The organism is Orbaceae bacterium lpD01 (genome assembly GCA_036251705.1).
Lineage (GTDB): Bacteria > Pseudomonadota > Gammaproteobacteria > Enterobacterales > Orbaceae > Utexia > Utexia brackfieldae.
In genome coordinates this window covers 2,024,758-2,043,790 of sequence record CP133959.1, presented here as the reverse complement: position 1 = coordinate 2,043,790, position 19,033 = coordinate 2,024,758, and the positions used below count along the sequence as shown (strand labels likewise).

General features: G+C 39.5%; 11 protein-coding genes. 7 read left to right on the top strand and 4 right to left on the bottom strand.

The genetic code is table 11. The annotated features are described in order from the left end of the window. Nucleotides 1–146: 146 nt before the first annotated feature. Together RHO15_09195 and RHO15_09190 are read right to left on the bottom strand one after the other, a co-directional pair. Nucleotides 147–2,096: a tetratricopeptide repeat protein gene (locus tag RHO15_09195; GenBank protein WVD63635.1), complete on the bottom strand. Its 1,950-nt coding sequence runs from the start codon at nucleotides 2,094–2,096 to the stop codon at nucleotides 147–149. A 352-nt stretch (nucleotides 2,097–2,448) separates the two neighbouring features. Continuing rightward, nucleotides 2,449–3,132 (bottom strand): YoaK family protein, encoded by a 684-nt coding sequence (locus RHO15_09190; protein ID WVD63634.1) that lies wholly within the window; start codon nucleotides 3,130–3,132, stop codon nucleotides 2,449–2,451. Between the two features lie 413 nt (nucleotides 3,133–3,545). On the opposite strand from RHO15_09190, the gene mukF reads away from it, so the two are divergent. The 6 genes from mukF (at nucleotide 3,546) to RHO15_09160 (ending at nucleotide 15,516) form a co-directional block, all read left to right on the top strand. Beyond that, a complete protein-coding gene (gene mukF, locus RHO15_09185; GenBank protein WVD63633.1) occupies nucleotides 3,546–4,868 on the top strand; it encodes a chromosome partition protein MukF in 1,323 nt (440 codons plus the stop codon). Then, nucleotides 4,849–5,637 carry a chromosome partition protein MukE gene (gene mukE, locus RHO15_09180; GenBank protein ID WVD63632.1) on the top strand — a complete coding sequence of 263 codons (789 nt, stop codon included), beginning with the start codon at nucleotides 4,849–4,851 and terminating at the stop codon, nucleotides 5,635–5,637. Before mukF ends, mukE begins: the two co-directional genes overlap by 20 nt. A gap of 2 nt (nucleotides 5,638–5,639) precedes the next feature. Next, on the top strand, nucleotides 5,640–10,046 hold the full coding sequence (gene mukB, locus RHO15_09175) for a chromosome partition protein MukB (GenBank protein WVD63631.1): 4,407 nt from the start codon (nucleotides 5,640–5,642) through the stop codon (nucleotides 10,044–10,046). 396 nt (nucleotides 10,047–10,442) lie between these two features. Beyond that, nucleotides 10,443–12,698 (top strand): aconitate hydratase, encoded by a 2,256-nt coding sequence (locus RHO15_09170; protein ID WVD63630.1) that lies wholly within the window; start codon nucleotides 10,443–10,445, stop codon nucleotides 12,696–12,698. Nucleotides 12,699–12,759: 61 nt separating this feature from the next. Further along, on the top strand, nucleotides 12,760–14,022 hold the full coding sequence (gene icd, locus RHO15_09165; protein WVD63629.1) for an NADP-dependent isocitrate dehydrogenase: 1,263 nt from the start codon (nucleotides 12,760–12,762) through the stop codon (nucleotides 14,020–14,022). Nucleotides 14,023–14,160: 138 nt separating this feature from the next. Continuing rightward, complete coding sequence (locus tag RHO15_09160) at nucleotides 14,161–15,516, top strand: citrate synthase (GenBank protein ID WVD63628.1); 1,356 nt, start codon at nucleotides 14,161–14,163, stop codon at nucleotides 15,514–15,516. 53 nt (nucleotides 15,517–15,569) lie between these two features. Here RHO15_09160 and pssA read toward each other — a convergent pair whose 3' ends face one another. Continuing rightward, nucleotides 15,570–16,925 carry a CDP-diacylglycerol--serine O-phosphatidyltransferase gene (gene pssA, locus RHO15_09155; protein WVD63627.1) on the bottom strand — a complete coding sequence of 452 codons (1,356 nt, stop codon included), beginning with the start codon at nucleotides 16,923–16,925 and terminating at the stop codon, nucleotides 15,570–15,572. A gap of 311 nt (nucleotides 16,926–17,236) precedes the next feature. Between pssA and RHO15_09150 the strand changes: the two genes are divergently transcribed. Beyond that, nucleotides 17,237–17,674: a GNAT family N-acetyltransferase gene (locus RHO15_09150; GenBank protein WVD63626.1), complete on the top strand. Its 438-nt coding sequence runs from the start codon at nucleotides 17,237–17,239 to the stop codon at nucleotides 17,672–17,674. A 95-nt stretch (nucleotides 17,675–17,769) separates the two neighbouring features. Here the strand turns inward: RHO15_09150 and ydiK are convergent, their stop codons facing one another. Beyond that, a complete protein-coding gene (ydiK, locus tag RHO15_09145; GenBank protein WVD63625.1) occupies nucleotides 17,770–18,831 on the bottom strand; it encodes an AI-2E family transporter YdiK in 1,062 nt (353 codons plus the stop codon). Nucleotides 18,832–19,033 lie beyond the last annotated feature (202 nt).

Sequence of the window (19,033 nt, the reverse complement as noted above, 5' to 3'; positions counted from 1 at the left end):
AAGGTTTTACACAAATCAAAAAACTAAGATGAATAGGAGCGATTTATTTTGGTGGAGAATGAGGAGTGATAAAAAAACGATATAGTGCTTATCGAAATAGAATAGCCGGTCATGATAACCGGCTATAGGAATATCATTAAGTATGCTTAAAATACAAAATCGATAATTAAGCGATCTTTTGACGTATTGTCGGCTTTTAAGACCATCGTTTTAGTTTTAGCGATACTACTTTTTAATTTGATCGTTAATTGATAGCCTTGATTCTGTTTGGTCCCCGTTACCTTAGTGAAATAGGCGGACGATTTTTTAATCTGATTATTTAAACGAGATAACAGTTTGTCACTCGTCTCTTCCTGTTTTAGTTCGAGAATGTAGGTTGTATCATCTTGACGTGTGAGGGTGTATTTGATCGGTTTCAGCGACTCAATAACAAAACGTGTAAAACCTGGATTATCGCCAACACGTAAATCCACGATACTATTTTGATTACTCGCGGATTTTGTTGAATCCTTGGTTGCTGCTGCTGCTGCTGCTGCTGCTGTTGCAACAGGAGGTTTTTCTAATGTTTTTGTCTCAACTGGTGCTTTATTTGAAGCGGGTTTTTTAGCTTCAACTGTATTTGCTGCTGGCGGCGGTGTTGCCGACTTGGTGTTTGCTGCCATTTTTTCTTTCAAAGCGGCCAAGTTTTTTTCTGCTTGTGGATAACCTTGTGCTGCGGCAGTTTCAAACCAATGAATGGCTTTACTTTGGTCGATAGGCAGATCACCAAAACCACTTTGGTAGGCTAATCCTAAATTATTTTGTGCCGGTGCAAATCCTTTTACCGCCGCTTTTTCATAATAAGAGAGCGCTTTAAACGGATCTTTTTCGACACCTTGACCTCTGGCATAGAGTACGCCGAGACTATTTTGAGCCGAAGGATCTTCTTTGTCGGCCGCTTTTTGATACCATTCAATGGCTTTTGCATAATCAGGCGCATCAAGACCTAATCCTTGCTGATACATCATACCAAGACGGGTTTGTGCTGGAAGATAACCACTATTCGCAGCTTGCATATACCATGAGTAAGCTTTGTTAAAATCCTGTTCTACCCCTTGTCCATTAGCATACATAAATCCTATTGCAGTCATGCTATTTAAATCACCTGCTTCAGCCGTTTTGGTATACCATTTAAAGGCTTCCGGATAATTCTGTGGAATATTCTCACCAGTATAATACATTAAGGCTAATTTATTTTGGGCGTAAGCTTGACCTTGCTCAGCGGCTTTTTCATACCATTGTCTAGCTTGTTCAAAGTCATGCGGCACGTTTTTATCCTCAGAATAGAGATATCCGAGCATACTTTGTGCTTCACCATTTTTATTTTCTGCGGACTGTTTTAGTAGCGCGATACCTTTATCTAAATCGACCTTCGCACCGATACCATAAATATAAATCAAAGCGAGATTATATTGCGCAGGGCTATAATTTTGGGCAACCGCTTTCTCAAGCCATTTTATGGCAAGATCATGATCTTGTTTGACACCTCGGCCTTCAAAATAGATTGCACCCAAATAATATTGAGCCAGCATATGATTTTGTAGTGCGGCTTTTTCCAGCCAAAAAAGACCTTGGGTAAAATCATCCGGCGCCGGATTATTTTTAGACAGTAACATTAAACCTAAGGTATATTGGCCATCGGCATAATTATTATTAGCTGATTTGGTTAACCAACTAATGGCATTATCTTCGTTTTTTTCTACACCCTGACCGTTAGCAAACATCAGGCCTGCCAGATACTGAGATTGACCTTGATTATCTGAAGTGTAAAGGCAAGCATTTATCGCATCGAGAAAATTACCGGAAATGAGGCCATGATTATAAGCGACAAAACACTTATTTGTCTCACTGGCTTTGGGGGATTGATCTTGCGCTGCTATTTCAGTTTGATCATTAGCCTGAACTTGATTACTGGCTTGAACTTGGTTATCGGCGGCGGTGGTTTGATTATTTGTTTGTTGCTGATTATCCGCCGATGCATCAGTATTGGCTAATTCATCGGTAGCAAAGAGGTTAAAACTCAGCGCTAAAAATAGCAATGTTAGATATTTTTTCATTTCTCATTTATCCAGTAAAAATAGATTCACGTTCAGTTAGTATCGTTTATTTTAAATTTTGTTTGGTCTACGTAAGCTAACCCGCGCTTGATTAAAACCCCATTTAGCAAATGGTAACTTGTTACATTAAGTAATATAAGCCGTATAATCATAAAATATATCAACAAAATATAGTTGATTTATTTTATCTTTTCTAGCAATGCATCACCATTTACCCGCTACCATCAATTATCTGACTTAAATAACCTACTCATTTATATCATTAATCGATTTAAATTATATATGATCTCTTCAGTTATTACAGTATAGATTTTCATTGGCCCTGAAAAGATGAAGATGAAATAAATCATACTTATATTGACGCTGATAATCTATGTGCCATTTTTTTTCCGCTGACAATGGCCAAGGCAATCATGATGACAACCGCAATAAAGACAAACTTGCCGAAAAATTGATTGAGTAGGGCGCCGGTTGCCGCCCCACTGACAAAACCTAAGATAATTATCAGTGATAAATGACGATGTATTAGTGCTTTTTCATCTGTTTTGTCGGTATACAATATCGCCTCAAACCATGACGTAGAGGTACCTGTAATATAATTAGTATGAATATTGCTACCCCATATTTTAGTATAAAAACCATTTTGTAATCCTAATGCAAGACTAACGCCGAAAATAAAGAGATTATTCATCCAGGGTAAGTACGAATAGATTAATAATAAAATAAAAACGATGAAGATAAGGGTGAGCTGTAATATTAAAGGTAGATAAAGTCGTTTTACCTGATAAAAATGTTTTCGCCAAATAATCCCAGAAAAACTACCTAAGATGAAACCAGATAACGCGATAATTGATAAGGTGAACTCGATAAGATTACCTTGAATCAAATAGACTAGACTCGTCACCGTATTACCCGTTAAATGGCCACTGAACACCCCAAGTGTCAAAAAAGAGGAGACATCACAAAGGCCGCCATTAAAAGCCAACTGAAAGACAAACAGCGTGACAAGATGCGGCGTTGGTTTGGTTAAGCACATATCATTATCTGATTGAGTTCGTTGCGTGTTGAAAGTTACTTTAGCATAACATACCAACCACCCATAAGGGGTTATTTTTAGTCAGGTTTACTCAATATTTGTTGGTGTTATCGCAACATAACTTGATGATAGCGCTTTGCTGATAGATGGTTAGAGCGATAAATCGTTGATCAATAATGTTGTCTGCATCAAGTTGTCTCAGGCCATTTTTAAAGCGGCTAAAGAGATTAAACATCAGACCGATGCCTGTTAAGACGATAAATAGTTATTGATAATAACATTACCATTTTCCTTACAATTTATTATATAATCGGGATAATTTTTTTTACGCAACCCTATGTGCGCCAGATAAAAATGCGTATCTGTATCATTATTTTTAAGTTAGCACGAAAAATTGTATAGAAGGATGAGGTATGGCTGATTTTTCCCAATCAGTACCAGAATTGGTTTCTTGGGCCAGGAAAAATGATTTTTCAATTTCCTTGCCTACTGAGCGATTGGCTTTTTTATTAGCTATCGCCACGTTAAATGGCGAACGTTTTGATGGTGAAATGATTGAGCCTGAATTGGTTGATGCGTTTCGTCATGTTAGTCTCGGTTTTGAGCAGAGTCAGGACACGATTATCGTTCGTGCCAATAATGCGATTAATGATTTAGTCAGGCAGCGTTTGATTACCCGTTTTACCAGTGAACTAACGGAAGGTTTATCTATTTATCGATTAACCCCATTAGGTATCGGTATTACCGATTATTATATTCGTCAGCGCGAATTCTCTACACTGCGTTTATCCTTGCAATTATCGATTGTGGCACATGAATTAAAACGTGCGGCTGATGCGGCGACAGAAGGTGGTGACGATATTCACTGGCATCGTCATGTATTTGCGCCATTAAAATATTCAGTGGCTGAGATTTTTGACAGTATCGATATGTCACAGCGTATCATGGACGAACAGCAAGCCGACGTAAAAGAGAGTATTGCGGCTCTGCTCAGTCAGGATTGGCAATCGGCTATTAATAATTGTGAACTGTTATTGTCCGAAACATCCGGTACATTAAGAGAGTTACAAGATACTTTAGAAGCGGCCGGTGATAAATTGCAGGCAAGTTTACTGCTGATTCAAGACGCCACTATGTACGACAGTGGATTAATTAAAATTAATAATATCGTTTTGGATCTACAAAATAAATTAGATCGTATTATCAGTTGGGGTCAGCAGGCGATAGATTTATGGATCGGCTATGATCGTCACGTGCATAAATTTATTCGTACCGCGATCGATCTGGATAAAAATCGGGTTTTTTCTCAGCGCTTACGTCGCTCTATTCAACACTACTTTGAACAGCCTTGGGCGTTAACCTTCGCCAATACCGAGCGATTGCTGGATATGCGCGATGAGGAGTTATTGCTCAGAGATGCCGAGGTCACTGGAGAATTACCTGCTGAACTCGAGTTTGAAGAGATTACTGAAATTCAAGAACATATTATTGCCCATATTGAACAGAATCTAATCCGTTTTAAATCGGAAGCCAGACCACTGGATATTAGTCAGGCGATGCGTAATTATTTAACTCAATTCCCACAAGAACAACATTTTGATATAGCACGTTTGTTTATCGATCAAGCTATCCGGTTAGGTGTTTCTCAGGATGATTTATTCGGTATTCCTGCACAATGGCAATTCATAAACGATCACGGCGCTAAGGTACAAGCAAATGTCATCAATACATACTGAAGAAGAATTTGAAATGGAAGAAACGATATTTGGTGAACCGGTTACGGTATCAAAATCGACAGCAACAAGTTCGCGTATAGAACCGAACAATCATGCTGAAAAATATTTGTCGACAAAAATGGCACAAGCGATTGCTAACCCTATTTTCCCAGCGTTAGACAGTGCATTACGTGCAGGCCGTCATATTGGTATCGATGAATTAGATAATCATATTTTCTTGATGGATTTTCAAGCCGAATTAGAGCAATTTTATCAGCGTTATCATGTTGAATTGATTCGCGCGCCGGAGGGCTTTTTCTATTTAAGACCCCGTTCAACTACCTTGATTGCGCGTTCTGTTCTTTCTGAGCTAGATATGATGGTTGGTAAAGTGCTCTGTTATCTTTATTTAAGTCCAGAACGTTTAGTACATGAAGGGATTTTTAACTTAGCCGATCTGTATGAAGAGTTAATGACGCTAGCTGATGAAAATAAACTCTTAAAGCTCGTGAATCAACGATCGACTGGTTCGGATTTAGACCGTCAAAAACTGCATGATAAAGTGAATACCTCACTGAATCGTTTAAGACGTTTAGGGATGGTCTTTTTTATTGGTAATGATAATAGTAAATTTCGTATTCTTGAATCGGTATTTCGTTTTGGTGCGGATGTGCGTAATGGTGATGATGCACAAGAGGCGCAGCTACGTATGATTCGAGATGGTGAAGCGATGGCGATAGCCATAAATGATGAAGAAAATAATGAAAATGTTGATGGGGATGAGGAATAAGTATGATAGAACATGGTAAATATCACTCATTAACCTTAGTTAACTGGAATGGTTTTTTTGCGCGTACATTTGAACTCGATCAATTAGTCACTACGCTATCTGGCGGTAATGGTGCGGGTAAATCAACTACAATGGCTGGATTTGTGACAGCTTTAATCCCCGATTTAACCTTATTACATTTTAGAAATACTACCGAAGCGGGTGCAACAAGCGGTTCTCGAGATAAAGGTCTGCACGGTAAATTACGCCCAGGTGTTTGTTATTCAATGCTTGAAGTCATTAATTCACGTCATCAACGTGTATTATGTGGTGTGCGCTTACAACAAGTTGCCGGCCGGGATAAAAAGGTGGATATCAAACCCTTTATTATTCAAGGCTTACCGACTGATATAAGCCCGACTGAAGTTGTGACTGAACGACTGACTGGTCGTCAGGTGCGAATTTTATCGTTAGCGGAATTGAAGGATCATGTTGAATCATTAGAGGGTGTACAGTTTAAGCAATTTGGTTCGATTACCGATTACCACTCGATGATGTTTGATTTTGGCGTGCTGCCAAAACGCTTACGTTCCGCGTCTGATCGCAGTAAATATTATCGATTGATCGAAGCTTCTTTATACGGCGGAATTTCTAGTGCGATAACGCGTTCTTTACGCGATTATCTCTTACCGGAAAATGGTGGTGTACGTAAAGCGTTCCAGGATATGGAAGCTGCCTTACGTGAAAATAGAATGACGCTGGAAGCCATTCGAGTGACGCAGACCGATCGCGATCTCTTCAAACATTTAATTACCGAATCGACCGATTATGTAGCGGCTGATTATATGCGTCATGCCAATGAACGCCGGGTGCATATCGATAATGCATTGATGCTTCGCCGCGAGCTATTTACAACGCAATCAAAGCTGAGTAGTGAACAATATCGTCATATTGAGATGGCGAAAACACTGCAGAAGCAGTCATCTGCACAAAGTGACTTAGAAACCGATTATCAAGGTGCCAGTGATCATTTTAATTTAGTCCAAACGGCGATTCGCCAGCAAGAGAAAATTGATCGTTACCAAACCGATTTAGATGAGTTAACCTATCGTCTGGAAGAGCAGAATGAGGTGGTGACGGAATCAAATGAACAATATATCCTCTATCAGCAGCGCGCCGAAGAGACTGAGCAAGAAGTTGATGACATTAAAACTCAGTTAGCCGATTATCAGCAAGCTTTAGATGTGCAGCAAACCCGCGCTATCCAGTATCAGCAAGCATTATTGGCGTTAGATAATGCTAAGAAAATGTGTCAGTTGCCAACGTTAACCGCTGAAAATTGTGAATCACTGCTTGCCGAGTTGAGTAAACGTGAAGCCGACATTACCCAGCAAGTGTTACAACTGGAACAGAAACTGAGTGTCTCTGATGCTGCAGTGAATCAATTTGAACAGGCTTATGCGTTAGTGATTAAATTAGTCGGTGAGGTCACCCGCAGCGAAGCCTGGCAGGCAGCTAAACAGGTGATTCAATCTTGGCCTTCTCAGCTTTATCAAGCTAGACAGGCTGAGCACTTACAAATTCGTTTAGCGGAGTTGGAACAGCGTTTTTATGATCAGCAAACCGCACAGGAATCACTGAGTCTTTTTTGTAAACGCTTTGGTCATCAGGTTGATATTGAAGATTTTGATGAACTACAACAAACGCTCGAAGTTAAGCTCGAGCAAGCGGCTGAACTCGCGACCAAAACCAGTGAAGAGCGTATCGGTTTAAAACAAGAGTTGGTACAGATTCAGCAGACCACTCAGGGATTGGTTGATAAAGCGCCATTGTGGTTAAAAGCACAAGATGCTCTGGTGACGTTAAGAGAACAGACCGGTCAACCGCTAGCCTCAAGTCAGCAACTGACCGGTTATATGCAGCAACTCCTTGAACAGCAACGAAAAATGTCAGCAACCTGTGATGGTTTAGTCAATCAACGTCGCAAGATGGATGTGCAGATTGAGCGCTTAAATCAGCCTAATGGTGCAGATGATAGCCGCTTAAGCGCTTTAGCTGAACGTTTTAATGGAGTGTTGTTGTCAGAGATTTATGAAGATGTCACCATTGATGATGCACCTTATTTCTCGGCGCTTTATGGTCCTTCTCGTCAAGCTATTGTTGTACCTGACTTATCGACTGTTCGCCAGCAGCTAGAAAATATTGATGACTGTCCAGAAGATATCTATTTCATTGAAGGGGACCCTAGCTCATTTGACGATAATGTGTTTGATTGCGAAGAGCTGCAAAATGCCGTATTAGTGAAAACGGGTGAGCGGCAATGGCGCTATTCTCGTTTCCCTGCTTTACCACTCTTTGGTCGGGCAGCACGTGAAAGCCGTCTTGATACACTATCTGTAGAGCGCGATAAATTATCTGAAGCTTATGCAACGCACTCTTTTGATTTACAAAAGATACAGCGTATTGAGCAGAATTTAAGTCAATTTCTGGGCAAATACCTATCGATTGCTTTTGAGGTTGATCCTGACGCTCATATTCAAGTTTTAAATGCGCGTCGTCATGAGATTGAACGTCAATTATCCAGCCAAGAAAATGTGGATAAACAGCAGCAACAGCAAGTCTTGACATTGAAAGAGCAGTTAAATCAACTGCATAAATTGATGCCGTATATACATGTATTAGCCGATGATGATTTAGCTGATCGTGTTGATGATTTGCGTGAGCAATTTAGCCATGCCCAAGAGTCAGCCGACTATGTGAAACGTTATCAGCCAGTGATTACTCAATTGGAGCCAGTTGTCGCTGTTTTACAAAGTGATCCAGAACAAAACCATGATTTACGTGGCGACTATGAACAGGTTAAAACGCAACAACACCAGCTCAAACAGCAGATTTTTGCTTTAAGTGAAGTGATTCAACGCCGGGTACATTTCAGCTATGATGATTCAGCCGATATGCTAGGCGAAAATTCAGATTTAAATGAGCAGCTGCGTAAACGTTTAGAGCAAGTGAGTTTGGCCAGAACCACGGCACGTGAAAAAATGCGCGAGTATCAAACGCAATATAATCAATATAATCAGACCCTTGCGTCGCTAAAAAGTGCTTATGACACAAAGCGAGATATGCTTAATGAACTCAAGCAAGAGATGCAACAAATTGGTGTCAACGCCGACGCTGCTTCTGAGGAGCGCGCCAGAATTCGCCGCGATGAGTTACAACAAAAAGTCACTCAAAATCGCAGCCAGTGTAATCAGCTAGAAAAACAACTGCTGCTCTGTGAAAATGAGATGGATCAGTTGCAGAAGAAAATCCGTAAAGTGGAGCGCGATTATCAGTTAATTCGTGAGCAGGTGGTACAAGCTAAAGTGGGTTGGTGTATTGTTCTGCGGTTGGTGAAAGAAAATAGTGTTGAGCGCCGCTTACATCGCCGGGATTTGGCTTATTTAAGCGCTGATGAATTACGCTCGATGTCCGATAAAGCGCTCGGTTCGCTAAGACAAGCCGTTGCGGACAACGAGCATTTACGCGATGTGTTAAGACTATCTGAAGACGCTAAAAATCCAGAGAGAAAAATTCGTTTCTATATCGCGGTTTATCAGCATTTACGCGAACGTATCCGTCAGGATATCGTCAAAACTGAGGATCCGATTGAAGCGATTGAACAGATGGAGATCGAACTCTCTCGCTTAACCGATGAGTTAACAGCACGTGAACAGAAACTTGCGATCAGTGCGCAAAGCGTATCGAATATTATTCGTAAGACGATACAACGTGAGCAAAATCGTATTCGTATGCTTAATCAGGGCCTACAAGCGGTGAGTTTTGGGCAGGTCAATGGTGTTCGTTTAAATGTGACCATTCGTGAAAGCCATGCCACTTTACTGGCGGTATTATCTGAGCAAAAAGATGAGCACCAAGATTTATTTAGTAATAATCGCATTACTTTCTCAGAAGCCTTAGCTAAACTCTATCAACGTTTAAACCCACATATCGATATGGGTCAGCGTACCGCACAAACCATTGGTGAAGAGTTACTTGATTATCGTAATTATTTAGAATTAGATATCGAGGTTAATCGTGGTGCTGATGGCTGGTTACGTGCAGAAAGTGGTGCACTGTCTACCGGTGAAGCGATTGGTACCGGGATGTCGATTCTATTAATGGTGATCCAAAGTTGGGAAGAGGAGTCAAAACGCTTACGCAGTAAGGATATCTTACCGTGCCGATTACTTTTCCTTGATGAGGCGGCACGATTAGATGCAAAATCAATTGCAACGCTATTTGAGCTTTGTGAACGCTTAGATATGCAGCTTATCATTGCTGCACCAGAAAATATCAGTCCGGAAAAAGGCACAACATATAAATTGGTGCGTAAAGTCTTTAATAATCAAGAGCATGTGCATGTTGTTGGCTTAAAAGGCTTTGCTTAATCTTGATTGATGCTGAGATAGCCTGAAACAGGCTATCGATGCTAATGGTCCACCTGTTTTGTTTACTATTGGATACTGACTTCAGTATCCCATTATTTTTGCTCAATAAATTGCACTATTTTCAAGCAACTTAGATCTTAATCCTATCACCAATCAAAGACCAATCTGATTATCATCTGCAGCTCAAACTTTTTTAAGTTCATTCTATCTGTTTTTTATATTTTATAACCACTTGATTATTAGTGTTATTTATTGGTGACTTAACATATAACTCATCCTTGAAAAATATTTTTAGCTTAAGTTGGTATATTTGTTGCACGGTATATTAAGTGAGCAAAAAGTATGCACTAAATTTGAACAATCATTTTAATAAGAATGGATAAAGGAGGCAGTTTTATGATCTTTGATATTGATTTAATTAAACATATTTATCAAAACTACCCAGCTAAAATGGCTAAGATTAAAGCAACGTTAAAACAGCCACTCACTTTAACCGAGAAGATTCTCTATACGCATTTGGCTGAAGGAGAGACATTAAAGTATTATCGACGGGGGATTGATTATGTGAATTTTTCACCTGATCGCGTCGCCATGCAAGATGCAACCGCGCAAATGGCATTATTACAACTGATGAATGCTGGACGGGATAAAGTTGCTGTGCCCACAACCGTCCACTGTGATCACTTAATTCAAGCGTATCAAAATGCTCAGCATGATTTGATTGTCGCAGAAAAAAATAATCACGAAGTCTACGATTTTTTATTAAATGTCTCTAAAAAATATGGGATCGGATTTTGGAAACCGGGGGCAGGGATTATCCATCAAGTCATTTTGGAAAATTATGCATTCCCGGGTGGTTTAATCATTGGAACCGATTCTCATACACCAAATACCGGCGGTTTAACTATGCTTGGGATTGGTGTAGGGGGAGCCGATGCAGTTGATGTCATGGCTGGTATGCCATGGGAACTGAAAATGCCGAAAGTGATTGGCGTTAAACTAGTGGGTCAATTATCGGGTTGGGCCTCCGCAAAAGATGTCATTTTGAAATTAGCCGGTATCTTGACGGTAAAAGGGGCAACTAATTCGGTACTGGAGTATTTTGGTGAAGGCGCCGCTTCTTTATCAGCCGCGGGAAAAGCAACGATTTGTAATATGGGGGCCGAGGTTGGCGCGACTTGTTCGGTTTTTCCTTTTGATCATCACTCTGCTGAATATTTAAACATGACTGGACGGGCTGAAGTTGCTGAACTTGCGCAATCTTTAAGTGTACATTTTATGGCTGATACAGAAGTCTTATCTACGCCTGACCGCTATTATGATCAGGTCATTGAAATCGATTTATCCTCACTAGAACCCTATATTAATGGACCTTTTACCCCCGATCTTGCGCATCCTATTGCCGATTTTAAACAGGCGGTAACCGCGCATGATTATCCGAATAATATGGAAGTTGGGCTGATTGGTTCATGTACTAACTCCTCTTATCAAGATCTGGTTAGGGCTGCTTCTGTCATTAAAAATGCTTTAGATCAAGGTATTAACATTAAAGCTAAGTTGATGATCAATCCGGGATCTGAACTCGTTCGAGCAACCGCTGAGCGTAATGGTATTCTGGCTGTTTTTGAGCGTGCTGGCGCCGTTATTATGACCAATGCATGTGGAGCTTGTATTGGCCAATGGAAGCGTGACGGCGCCGAAAAGGCTGAGCGGAATGCCATCATCACATCGTTTAACCGTAACTTTGCCAAACGTAATGATGGTAATCCTAATACCTTTGCTTTTGTGGCTTCTCCGGAAATGGTGGCCGCTTTTTCAATTGCTGGCTGCTTAACCTTTAATCCACTCACAGATAGTTTAATCAATCAGCAAGGACAATCGGTTAAATTAGCCGAACCAACTGGTGAGATATTTCCGGTCAATGGTTTTACTGTTGATGATACTGGCTTTATTGCGCCGATTGAAAATGGCCGTCAGATAGAGATTGTGATTTCCGCCACTTCTGAACGGCTACAAAAACTTATACCTTTTGCGGCTTGGGGTGGTAAAGATATTATCGAGCAACCGTTATTGATTAAAGCTATCGGTAAATGTACGACTGATCATATCTCTATGGCCGGTAGCTGGCTGCGTTATCGTGGTCATCTGGACAATATTGCCAATAATATGCTTATCGGCGCAGTGAATGCCTTCAATGATAAAACCAATTCAGTATTAGATTCACAAACCGGCGATTACTTGGCTGTTCCTCAATTAGCGCGGAAATATAAACAACAAGGTTTGGGCTCAATTGTGGTTGCAGAAGAGAATTATGGTGAAGGCTCGTCACGTGAACATGCCGCGATGGAACCGCGCTTTTTGGGTGTTAAAGCGATTGTGGTGAAATCTTTTGCGCGTATTCACGAAACTAATCTGAAGAAACAGGGGATGTTAGCGCTCACTTTTGTCAATAAGGTCGATTACGATAAGATTCGTGAGGATGACCGAATCAGTATTCTAGGGTTAACTGAATTTACGCCAAGTAAACATTTAACGATGGTTTTACATCATCATGATGGATCAATTGAAGCATTTGAGGTTGCACATACTTATAACCAATCACAAATAGACTGGTTTAAGGCGGGTAGTGCACTCAATAAAATCAAGGCTTAAGATGATTAATTTGAGACAAAATAGCGATGGTATGATGATAATTTGAAAGGGAGAAAGACTCATGGGTGAAAAAATAACGTTTAGTCATGGCCGATTACAGGTACCAAATAATCCGATCATTCCTTTTATTGAAGGTGATGGCGTTGGTAAAGAGATCTGGCAAGCGGCTCAGACTATCTTTGATAAAGCGATTGAGAAAGCCTATAAAGGTCAACGCCAGGTAAGTTGGCACGAGGTTTTAGCCGGTGAAAAAGCCTTTAATGTAACCGGTTCCTGGCTGCCAGAGGAAACTATGCAGGCATTTCAGTCATATCTTGTTGGAATAAAGGGGCCATTGATGACGCCGGTTGGTGGTGGTATCCGTTCCTTAAATGTCGCGTTAAGACAAGCACTTGATCTTTATGTTTGTTTACGTCCAGTCAGATGGTTCCGAGGCGTTGAAACACCCATTAAACAGCCTGAAAATGTCAATATGACGATTTTTCGTGAGAATACTGAAGATATTTATGCTGGTATTGAATGGATGCAAGGAACACCGGAAGTAAAAAAACTGTATCAGTTTTTATCAACAGAGATGGCCGTGACTAAAATTCGCTTTCCAGAAACTTCCTCTTTAGCCATTAAGCCAGTATCGATTGAGGGAAGTGAAAGATTGATTCGTGCTGCCATTAAGTTTGCCATCAATCACCGTTTACCTTCAGTTACGCTAGTGCATAAAGGTAATATTATGAAGTTTACCGAGGGTGGATTTAAATTATGGGGTTATGCCCTTGCCGAAAGGGAATTTGCTACTAAGACTTTTACGATGCAGCAATATGAACAGATAAGAAAAGACACGGATAAAGCGCAGGCAGATCATGCTTTACTCGAGGCACAAAAAGCCGGCAAAGTGGTCATTAAAGATGTCATTGCTGATGCTTTTTTACAAAATACCTTACTTAAACCTGCCGATTATTCTGTGATTGCAACCTTAAATTTAAATGGTGATTATATTTCTGATCAGCTTGCCGCGATGGTAGGGGGAATCGGTATTGCGCCAGGCGCCAATATCAATTATTTAACGGGTCATGCAATTTTTGAAGCAACCCATGGTACGGCACCTGACATTGCTGGTAAAGATCAAGCCAATCCCTCATCACTGTTATTGTCTGGTGTGATGTTATTTGATTATTTGGGCTGGACTAAGGTTGGCCAATTAATTACCACGGCGATGGAGAAACTATTTCAGCAGCAGAAAGCCACTATCGATTTAGCACGCTTTATGCCCAATGGCCAGACTTTATCAACTCAGGCGTTTACCCACGCATTAATTGAGGCGATGTAATAGTTAAACCTGCCATGATTAAAGTGAACGATATTTAAAGACTACCGTTATTGAGTCACTCTGCTTGAATCGACTTTTTGCATATCGCTCACTTCATGTTCATTATCGGATAATATTGATGTAGTACAGGAGCAAGGTATGAAAAATGAATTTATGATTTATAAGCTGTCTGAAACAGTGAAAGTAACCGCGAAAATTGAAACGGCGCTATTTGAGCAATTCAATGTTAAACGCGGCTTGCGTAATAATGATCATACTGGTGTACTGGTCGGATTAACCAAGATTGGTGATGTGCTCGGTTATCAGCGTGATCATGATGGTGCGCTACAAGCGATTGCGGGCAAATTATTATATCGGGGGATCGATATCGAGGAACTGGTACATAGCGCGCAAAGATCGAAAGCGACGGCGTTTGAAGAGGTCATCTATCTACTCTTATCTGGTGTATTACCTGATAAAGAAGAACTGACACAATTTTCGTCAATATTAAATGAATCGATGGATTTAGAAAAACAGACGAAGATGAGTATTATCGAACTTGAAGGGCAAGATATTATGAATATTCTAGCGCGAACTGTGCTAGAGATGTACACGTTTGATGAAAGCCCAGATAGCCTAGATCGTGATAATTTAATGCGTCAATCTCTTGATTTGATTGCTAAGTTTCCCGCGATTATTGCCTATGCCTATAACATTTTACGTCATAGCGCGAAAGGTGAATCACTGCATATCCGACATCCCAATGCCAATGTGTCTATCGCCGAAAATTTCCTGTATATGATGAAAGGCCATCAGCATTACACTGCACTAGATGTTTTAGTGTTAGATTTAGCGCTCATTATTCATGCCGAACATGGCGGTGGCAACAACTCTACGTTTACCGTAAGGGTAACGAGTTCAACTGGTACTGATACTTATTCGGCGATAGCGGCGGGTATTGGTTCATTAAAAGGACCTAAACATGGCGGTGCAAATTTACAAGTTTGTGAAATGATTGATCATCTTAAAGCGGTGATTCAAGATTGGCAAAGTCGAGATGAAATTGATGATTATCTACAGAAAATGCTCAATAAACAAGCTTATGATCGAAGTGGGCTGATTTATGGTATTGGTCATGCCGTCTATACTATCTCCGATCCTCGTGCTGTATTGTTAAAAGAGATGGCAAGAGAACTGGCGATAGAAAAACAGCGTTTAGCCGAGTTTGAATTTATAACCTTAATTGAAGCCTGTACGATTGACGCGATTATGTCTCGTAAGGCTGATAAAGTAAAACAGCGTATCTGTGCCAATGTCGATCTCTATTCTGGTTTTGTTTATGATATGATCGGTTTGCCGCGCGAAGTTTATACGCCACTCTTTGCTATGTCGCGAATAGTGGGCTGGTGTGCGCATCGCATCGAAGAGTTGAATTTTGATGATAAGCGGATTATTCGTCCGGCTTACCAAAATGTCGGTGATTTGGCTGTTTTTACCCGAATTGAAGATAGATGAGTCATAAAATCAATAAGATATATTATCTTATTGATTTTATAGTAAGGCCAATTTTATAGAATTCGTTTGATAATTTTATCAATACGAATCGTACTTAAGCGTTTGATAAGCTTATGCACGGGTTTCGGATAGAACTGGCTGGCTTGAATCTGTTGATAGTGGATAACTTCAAAAGTATGCTGACGAATAGTTTCAAGCTCTTGTGAAAATTGTGTCGTTAATTCACCTTTGGGATCATGAATAAGAATGGCATTCTCTAAATCAAGACGCCATGCTCTTGGATTGAGATTATTACCCGTAATCATGACCCATTTTTCATCGACCCAGATACCTTTTAAGTGATAGCTGTTATCTTCGTCTTTCCACAGTCTGACTGTTAATAAACCATTATCAACATAAGGTTGTAAACGTGTCATAAATTTACGTAAATTAATCTCGTAAAGATAAGGCAAGCCGCCAATGATATTAAATGGTTGGTCTTCTGGAATATAGAAATCATTAGCGGTCTTATCTCCGACAATAATTTCAACTTGTTTGCCTTTTTTCATCAAACGAATAATATCTTTAATTAAGATAGTTGGCAGATTAAAGTAAGGTGTACAGAGTGTGACTTTATGTTGCACACTATTTAATAAATGATGAATAGTCTGATTGAGTAGATTCTTTTTACCCAATCCAATAATCGGTGAGACAGAAAGCTGCTCATTTGACCCAGTTGATTCAAATTGATAATTATGATGAGAAAGTTGATGCCTAAGTTGTTTGATATCAGGTTTAATTTCTTTACGCGATGGCTGTGCGGGATTATCCAGACACTGAATAGCCGTTGCGGCTAATAAGTGTTGATTAACAAAATTAATCATACTATCAGCTAACACTTTATTACCTATTTTATGGTAGCGATCGTATCGGTATTTATCCTGTTTATGCAGATAAACATTATTGATGCTCGCGCCACTATATAACACTGTATCATCGATAATACAGCCTTTTAGATGTAATACACCTAATACCTCTCGACGATTAATTGGAATACCATATACGACAATTTCAATGCCAGGGTACCTACATTTCATTTCGCAGTAAAAATTAGCATTGCTTTTTTCTTTGTTTTCACCAATACGGCCTCGTTGTGCTCGATGCCAGTCAACAAAAATTTTGATATCCAAGGCTGGATTATGTTGTTTGGCCTGATAGAGTGCCTCTAATATCTCTTGACCCGCTTCATCGCGCTCCAGATAGAGTGCAACCAGATAAATACGTGATTTAGCCTGTTTTATCATGTCCAGCATGGTGGTGCGATAGGCTGACGGCTGAAATAAAATTTGGTAATGATTCGGATCTTGGACTATTTTAGGTAATTCATCCAACTGTTTTTGATGATCGTATTTTAAAAAAGGTATACGCATAATAATCAATTATGATCGTTAAATTAAATATCTTAGTGGTTAATTGAATAGCATAGCATATTTTTTCATAGAGCGGTAATCTGAGCGAATATTTCCTATTTAAACTCATTATTTCGCTATTTTTGATGGAAAAAAAACGATATTTTATCAATAAGCTATCTTTAGGGGGATTAAAATAATCAAATAAAGCATATTAGATACGTGAACAATACAAACTCTCCGCTTCTCGACAGATAAAAAAACATTCAAATTAGCCTTCAGATAAACTAAAATAAATTTACATTATTTTAAATAAAAATAGATGAATGAACATGGAAATTAAACATACTATTGGGCGCGTTTCACCGATTATTGATGATGCGCTTGCTGTCCGCTATGCTGTTTTTATTGAAGAACAAGGTTTTGAACCAGAATTAGAAATTGATGAGTATGATAATACAGCACTGCATGTTGTCGGCTATATCGACAATCAACCGATCTGTGTTGCCCGACTTATTTTTAAAGAGAGTGATCGGGTTAAAGTCGGGCGGGTTGCAGTACTCAAAGCTTATCGCTCTTTAGGTCTTGGTAACGATATCATGAATTATTTGATTGATTATGCTAAAAAGAATCATGTTAAAGAGTTTGCTTTATCGGCGCAGCTGCACGCGAAAAATTTTTATTTAAAACTTGGCTTTGTTACACAAGGTGAGATTTATTTAGAAGAGGGAGTTGAACATATTTATATGGTTTATCCCAATTTAGCCTAAATAACCAGTCCGATGCGCTTTCTGGGTATAAGATGGCGCTCAAGTTAGCAAAGCACTTAAGATTGGGTCATTTTTTAGCCCAATCTTAAGTAATATTAGTTATCGCTATTTTGTTCAGCAATCCAGGCATTAATAAGCTTATAGGAAAGCGCAAGCACAACAGGGCCGACAAACAATCCCATCACGCCAAAACCAATAATACCACCGATAACACCACATAAAATCAGTAAAAAAGGTAAGTCAGCACCGCGTTTAATCAAGGCTGCCCGCATCACACTATCGATAGTGGTTAATAAGATAGCGACAATAATTAAGACAATACCGGAAATAATATTATCGTTATAAAATAACCAAATAATCGATGGCACCAGAATTAATAGCGGCCCGAGTTGGGCGACACAAAAGATAAAAATAATCAGCGTCAAAATACCTGGATAAGGAATATTGGTAATCGCTAAGCTCAAACCGCCAAGCAGTGCTTGTGCTAGCGCCGTTACAACCACGCCTAAAGCAACGGCGCGAATTGCCTGACCGGCTAATGTTACAGCATACACACCATGGTTTGAGGATACTCTAGCTGCAAGCAATAAGATATATTTAGCCACATTTTCACCTTGATAAAACAGCAGGGCACTAAATACAATCATGACGCCACAGTGAAAAACGAGCACACTTAAATTGGCCACTTGTTTTATGATCCAGCTGATGATTGTTCCGATATAAGGTTGTATATTTTTAATAATTTCAGAACCATCATTATTAATCAGAACAAGCCATTTTTGATGTAATTCATTACCAATTACCGGCATGCTACTGAGCCAGTTTAATTCTGGAATTTGGTTGTGGGAGATATTTTTAGCCCAGTCGATGAGATAAGTACTATTTTTGGTGATGCTGTAAACAATAATACTAAACGGGATCACAAAAACTAACGATAATAATAATGTCATTAAACAAACCACAGTAAATCGGTTTAACGCGAATTTATGCTGGATCTTAATCATCAATGGCCAGGTTGCGATGACGACCATCACAGCCCAAAAGAAACCAAATAGGAAAGGTTCTACGACATTAAAGGTCACAATAATTAAGATGCCGATAACCAGAATGTTGATAATCAGTTTGAGTAAATCGTAAGTATTTTTTTCTTGAGGCATAAGTTTATCTGAAAAAATTCGAGTATAATAAGTGCAAATTATATCATAGATAAAATTTATAGCAGGCTCATTTTGGTTAATTTTTATCTGATATTAAGTTCATTATTGACGATGATAAATTAAGCATAGGAGTCCAATTCGCTATACGGCGATCGATTTAATGTATGAAATATTAATTAGATCATGTCATGTATAGATTATT

Excerpts from the sequence above, each read along its gene's own strand:
- RHO15_09195 (WVD63635.1), bottom strand. The coding sequence starts at position 2,096 with ATGAAAAAATATCTAACATTGCTATTTTTAGCGCTGAGTTTTAACCTC.
- RHO15_09190 (WVD63634.1), bottom strand. The coding sequence starts at position 3,132 with ATGTGCTTAACCAAACCAACGCCGCATCTTGTCACGCTGTTTGTCTTT.
- mukF (WVD63633.1), top strand. The coding sequence starts at position 3,546 with ATGGCTGATTTTTCCCAATCAGTACCAGAATTGGTTTCTTGGGCCAGG.
- mukE (WVD63632.1), top strand. The coding sequence starts at position 4,849 with ATGTCATCAATACATACTGAAGAAGAATTTGAAATGGAAGAAACGATA.
- mukB (WVD63631.1), top strand. The coding sequence starts at position 5,640 with ATGATAGAACATGGTAAATATCACTCATTAACCTTAGTTAACTGGAAT.
- RHO15_09170 (WVD63630.1), top strand. The coding sequence starts at position 10,443 with ATGATCTTTGATATTGATTTAATTAAACATATTTATCAAAACTACCCA.
- icd (WVD63629.1), top strand. The coding sequence starts at position 12,760 with ATGGGTGAAAAAATAACGTTTAGTCATGGCCGATTACAGGTACCAAAT.
- RHO15_09160 (WVD63628.1), top strand. The coding sequence starts at position 14,161 with ATGAAAAATGAATTTATGATTTATAAGCTGTCTGAAACAGTGAAAGTA.
- pssA (WVD63627.1), bottom strand. The coding sequence starts at position 16,925 with ATGCGTATACCTTTTTTAAAATACGATCATCAAAAACAGTTGGATGAA.
- RHO15_09150 (WVD63626.1), top strand. The coding sequence starts at position 17,237 with ATGGAAATTAAACATACTATTGGGCGCGTTTCACCGATTATTGATGAT.
- ydiK (WVD63625.1), bottom strand. The coding sequence starts at position 18,831 with ATGCCTCAAGAAAAAAATACTTACGATTTACTCAAACTGATTATCAAC.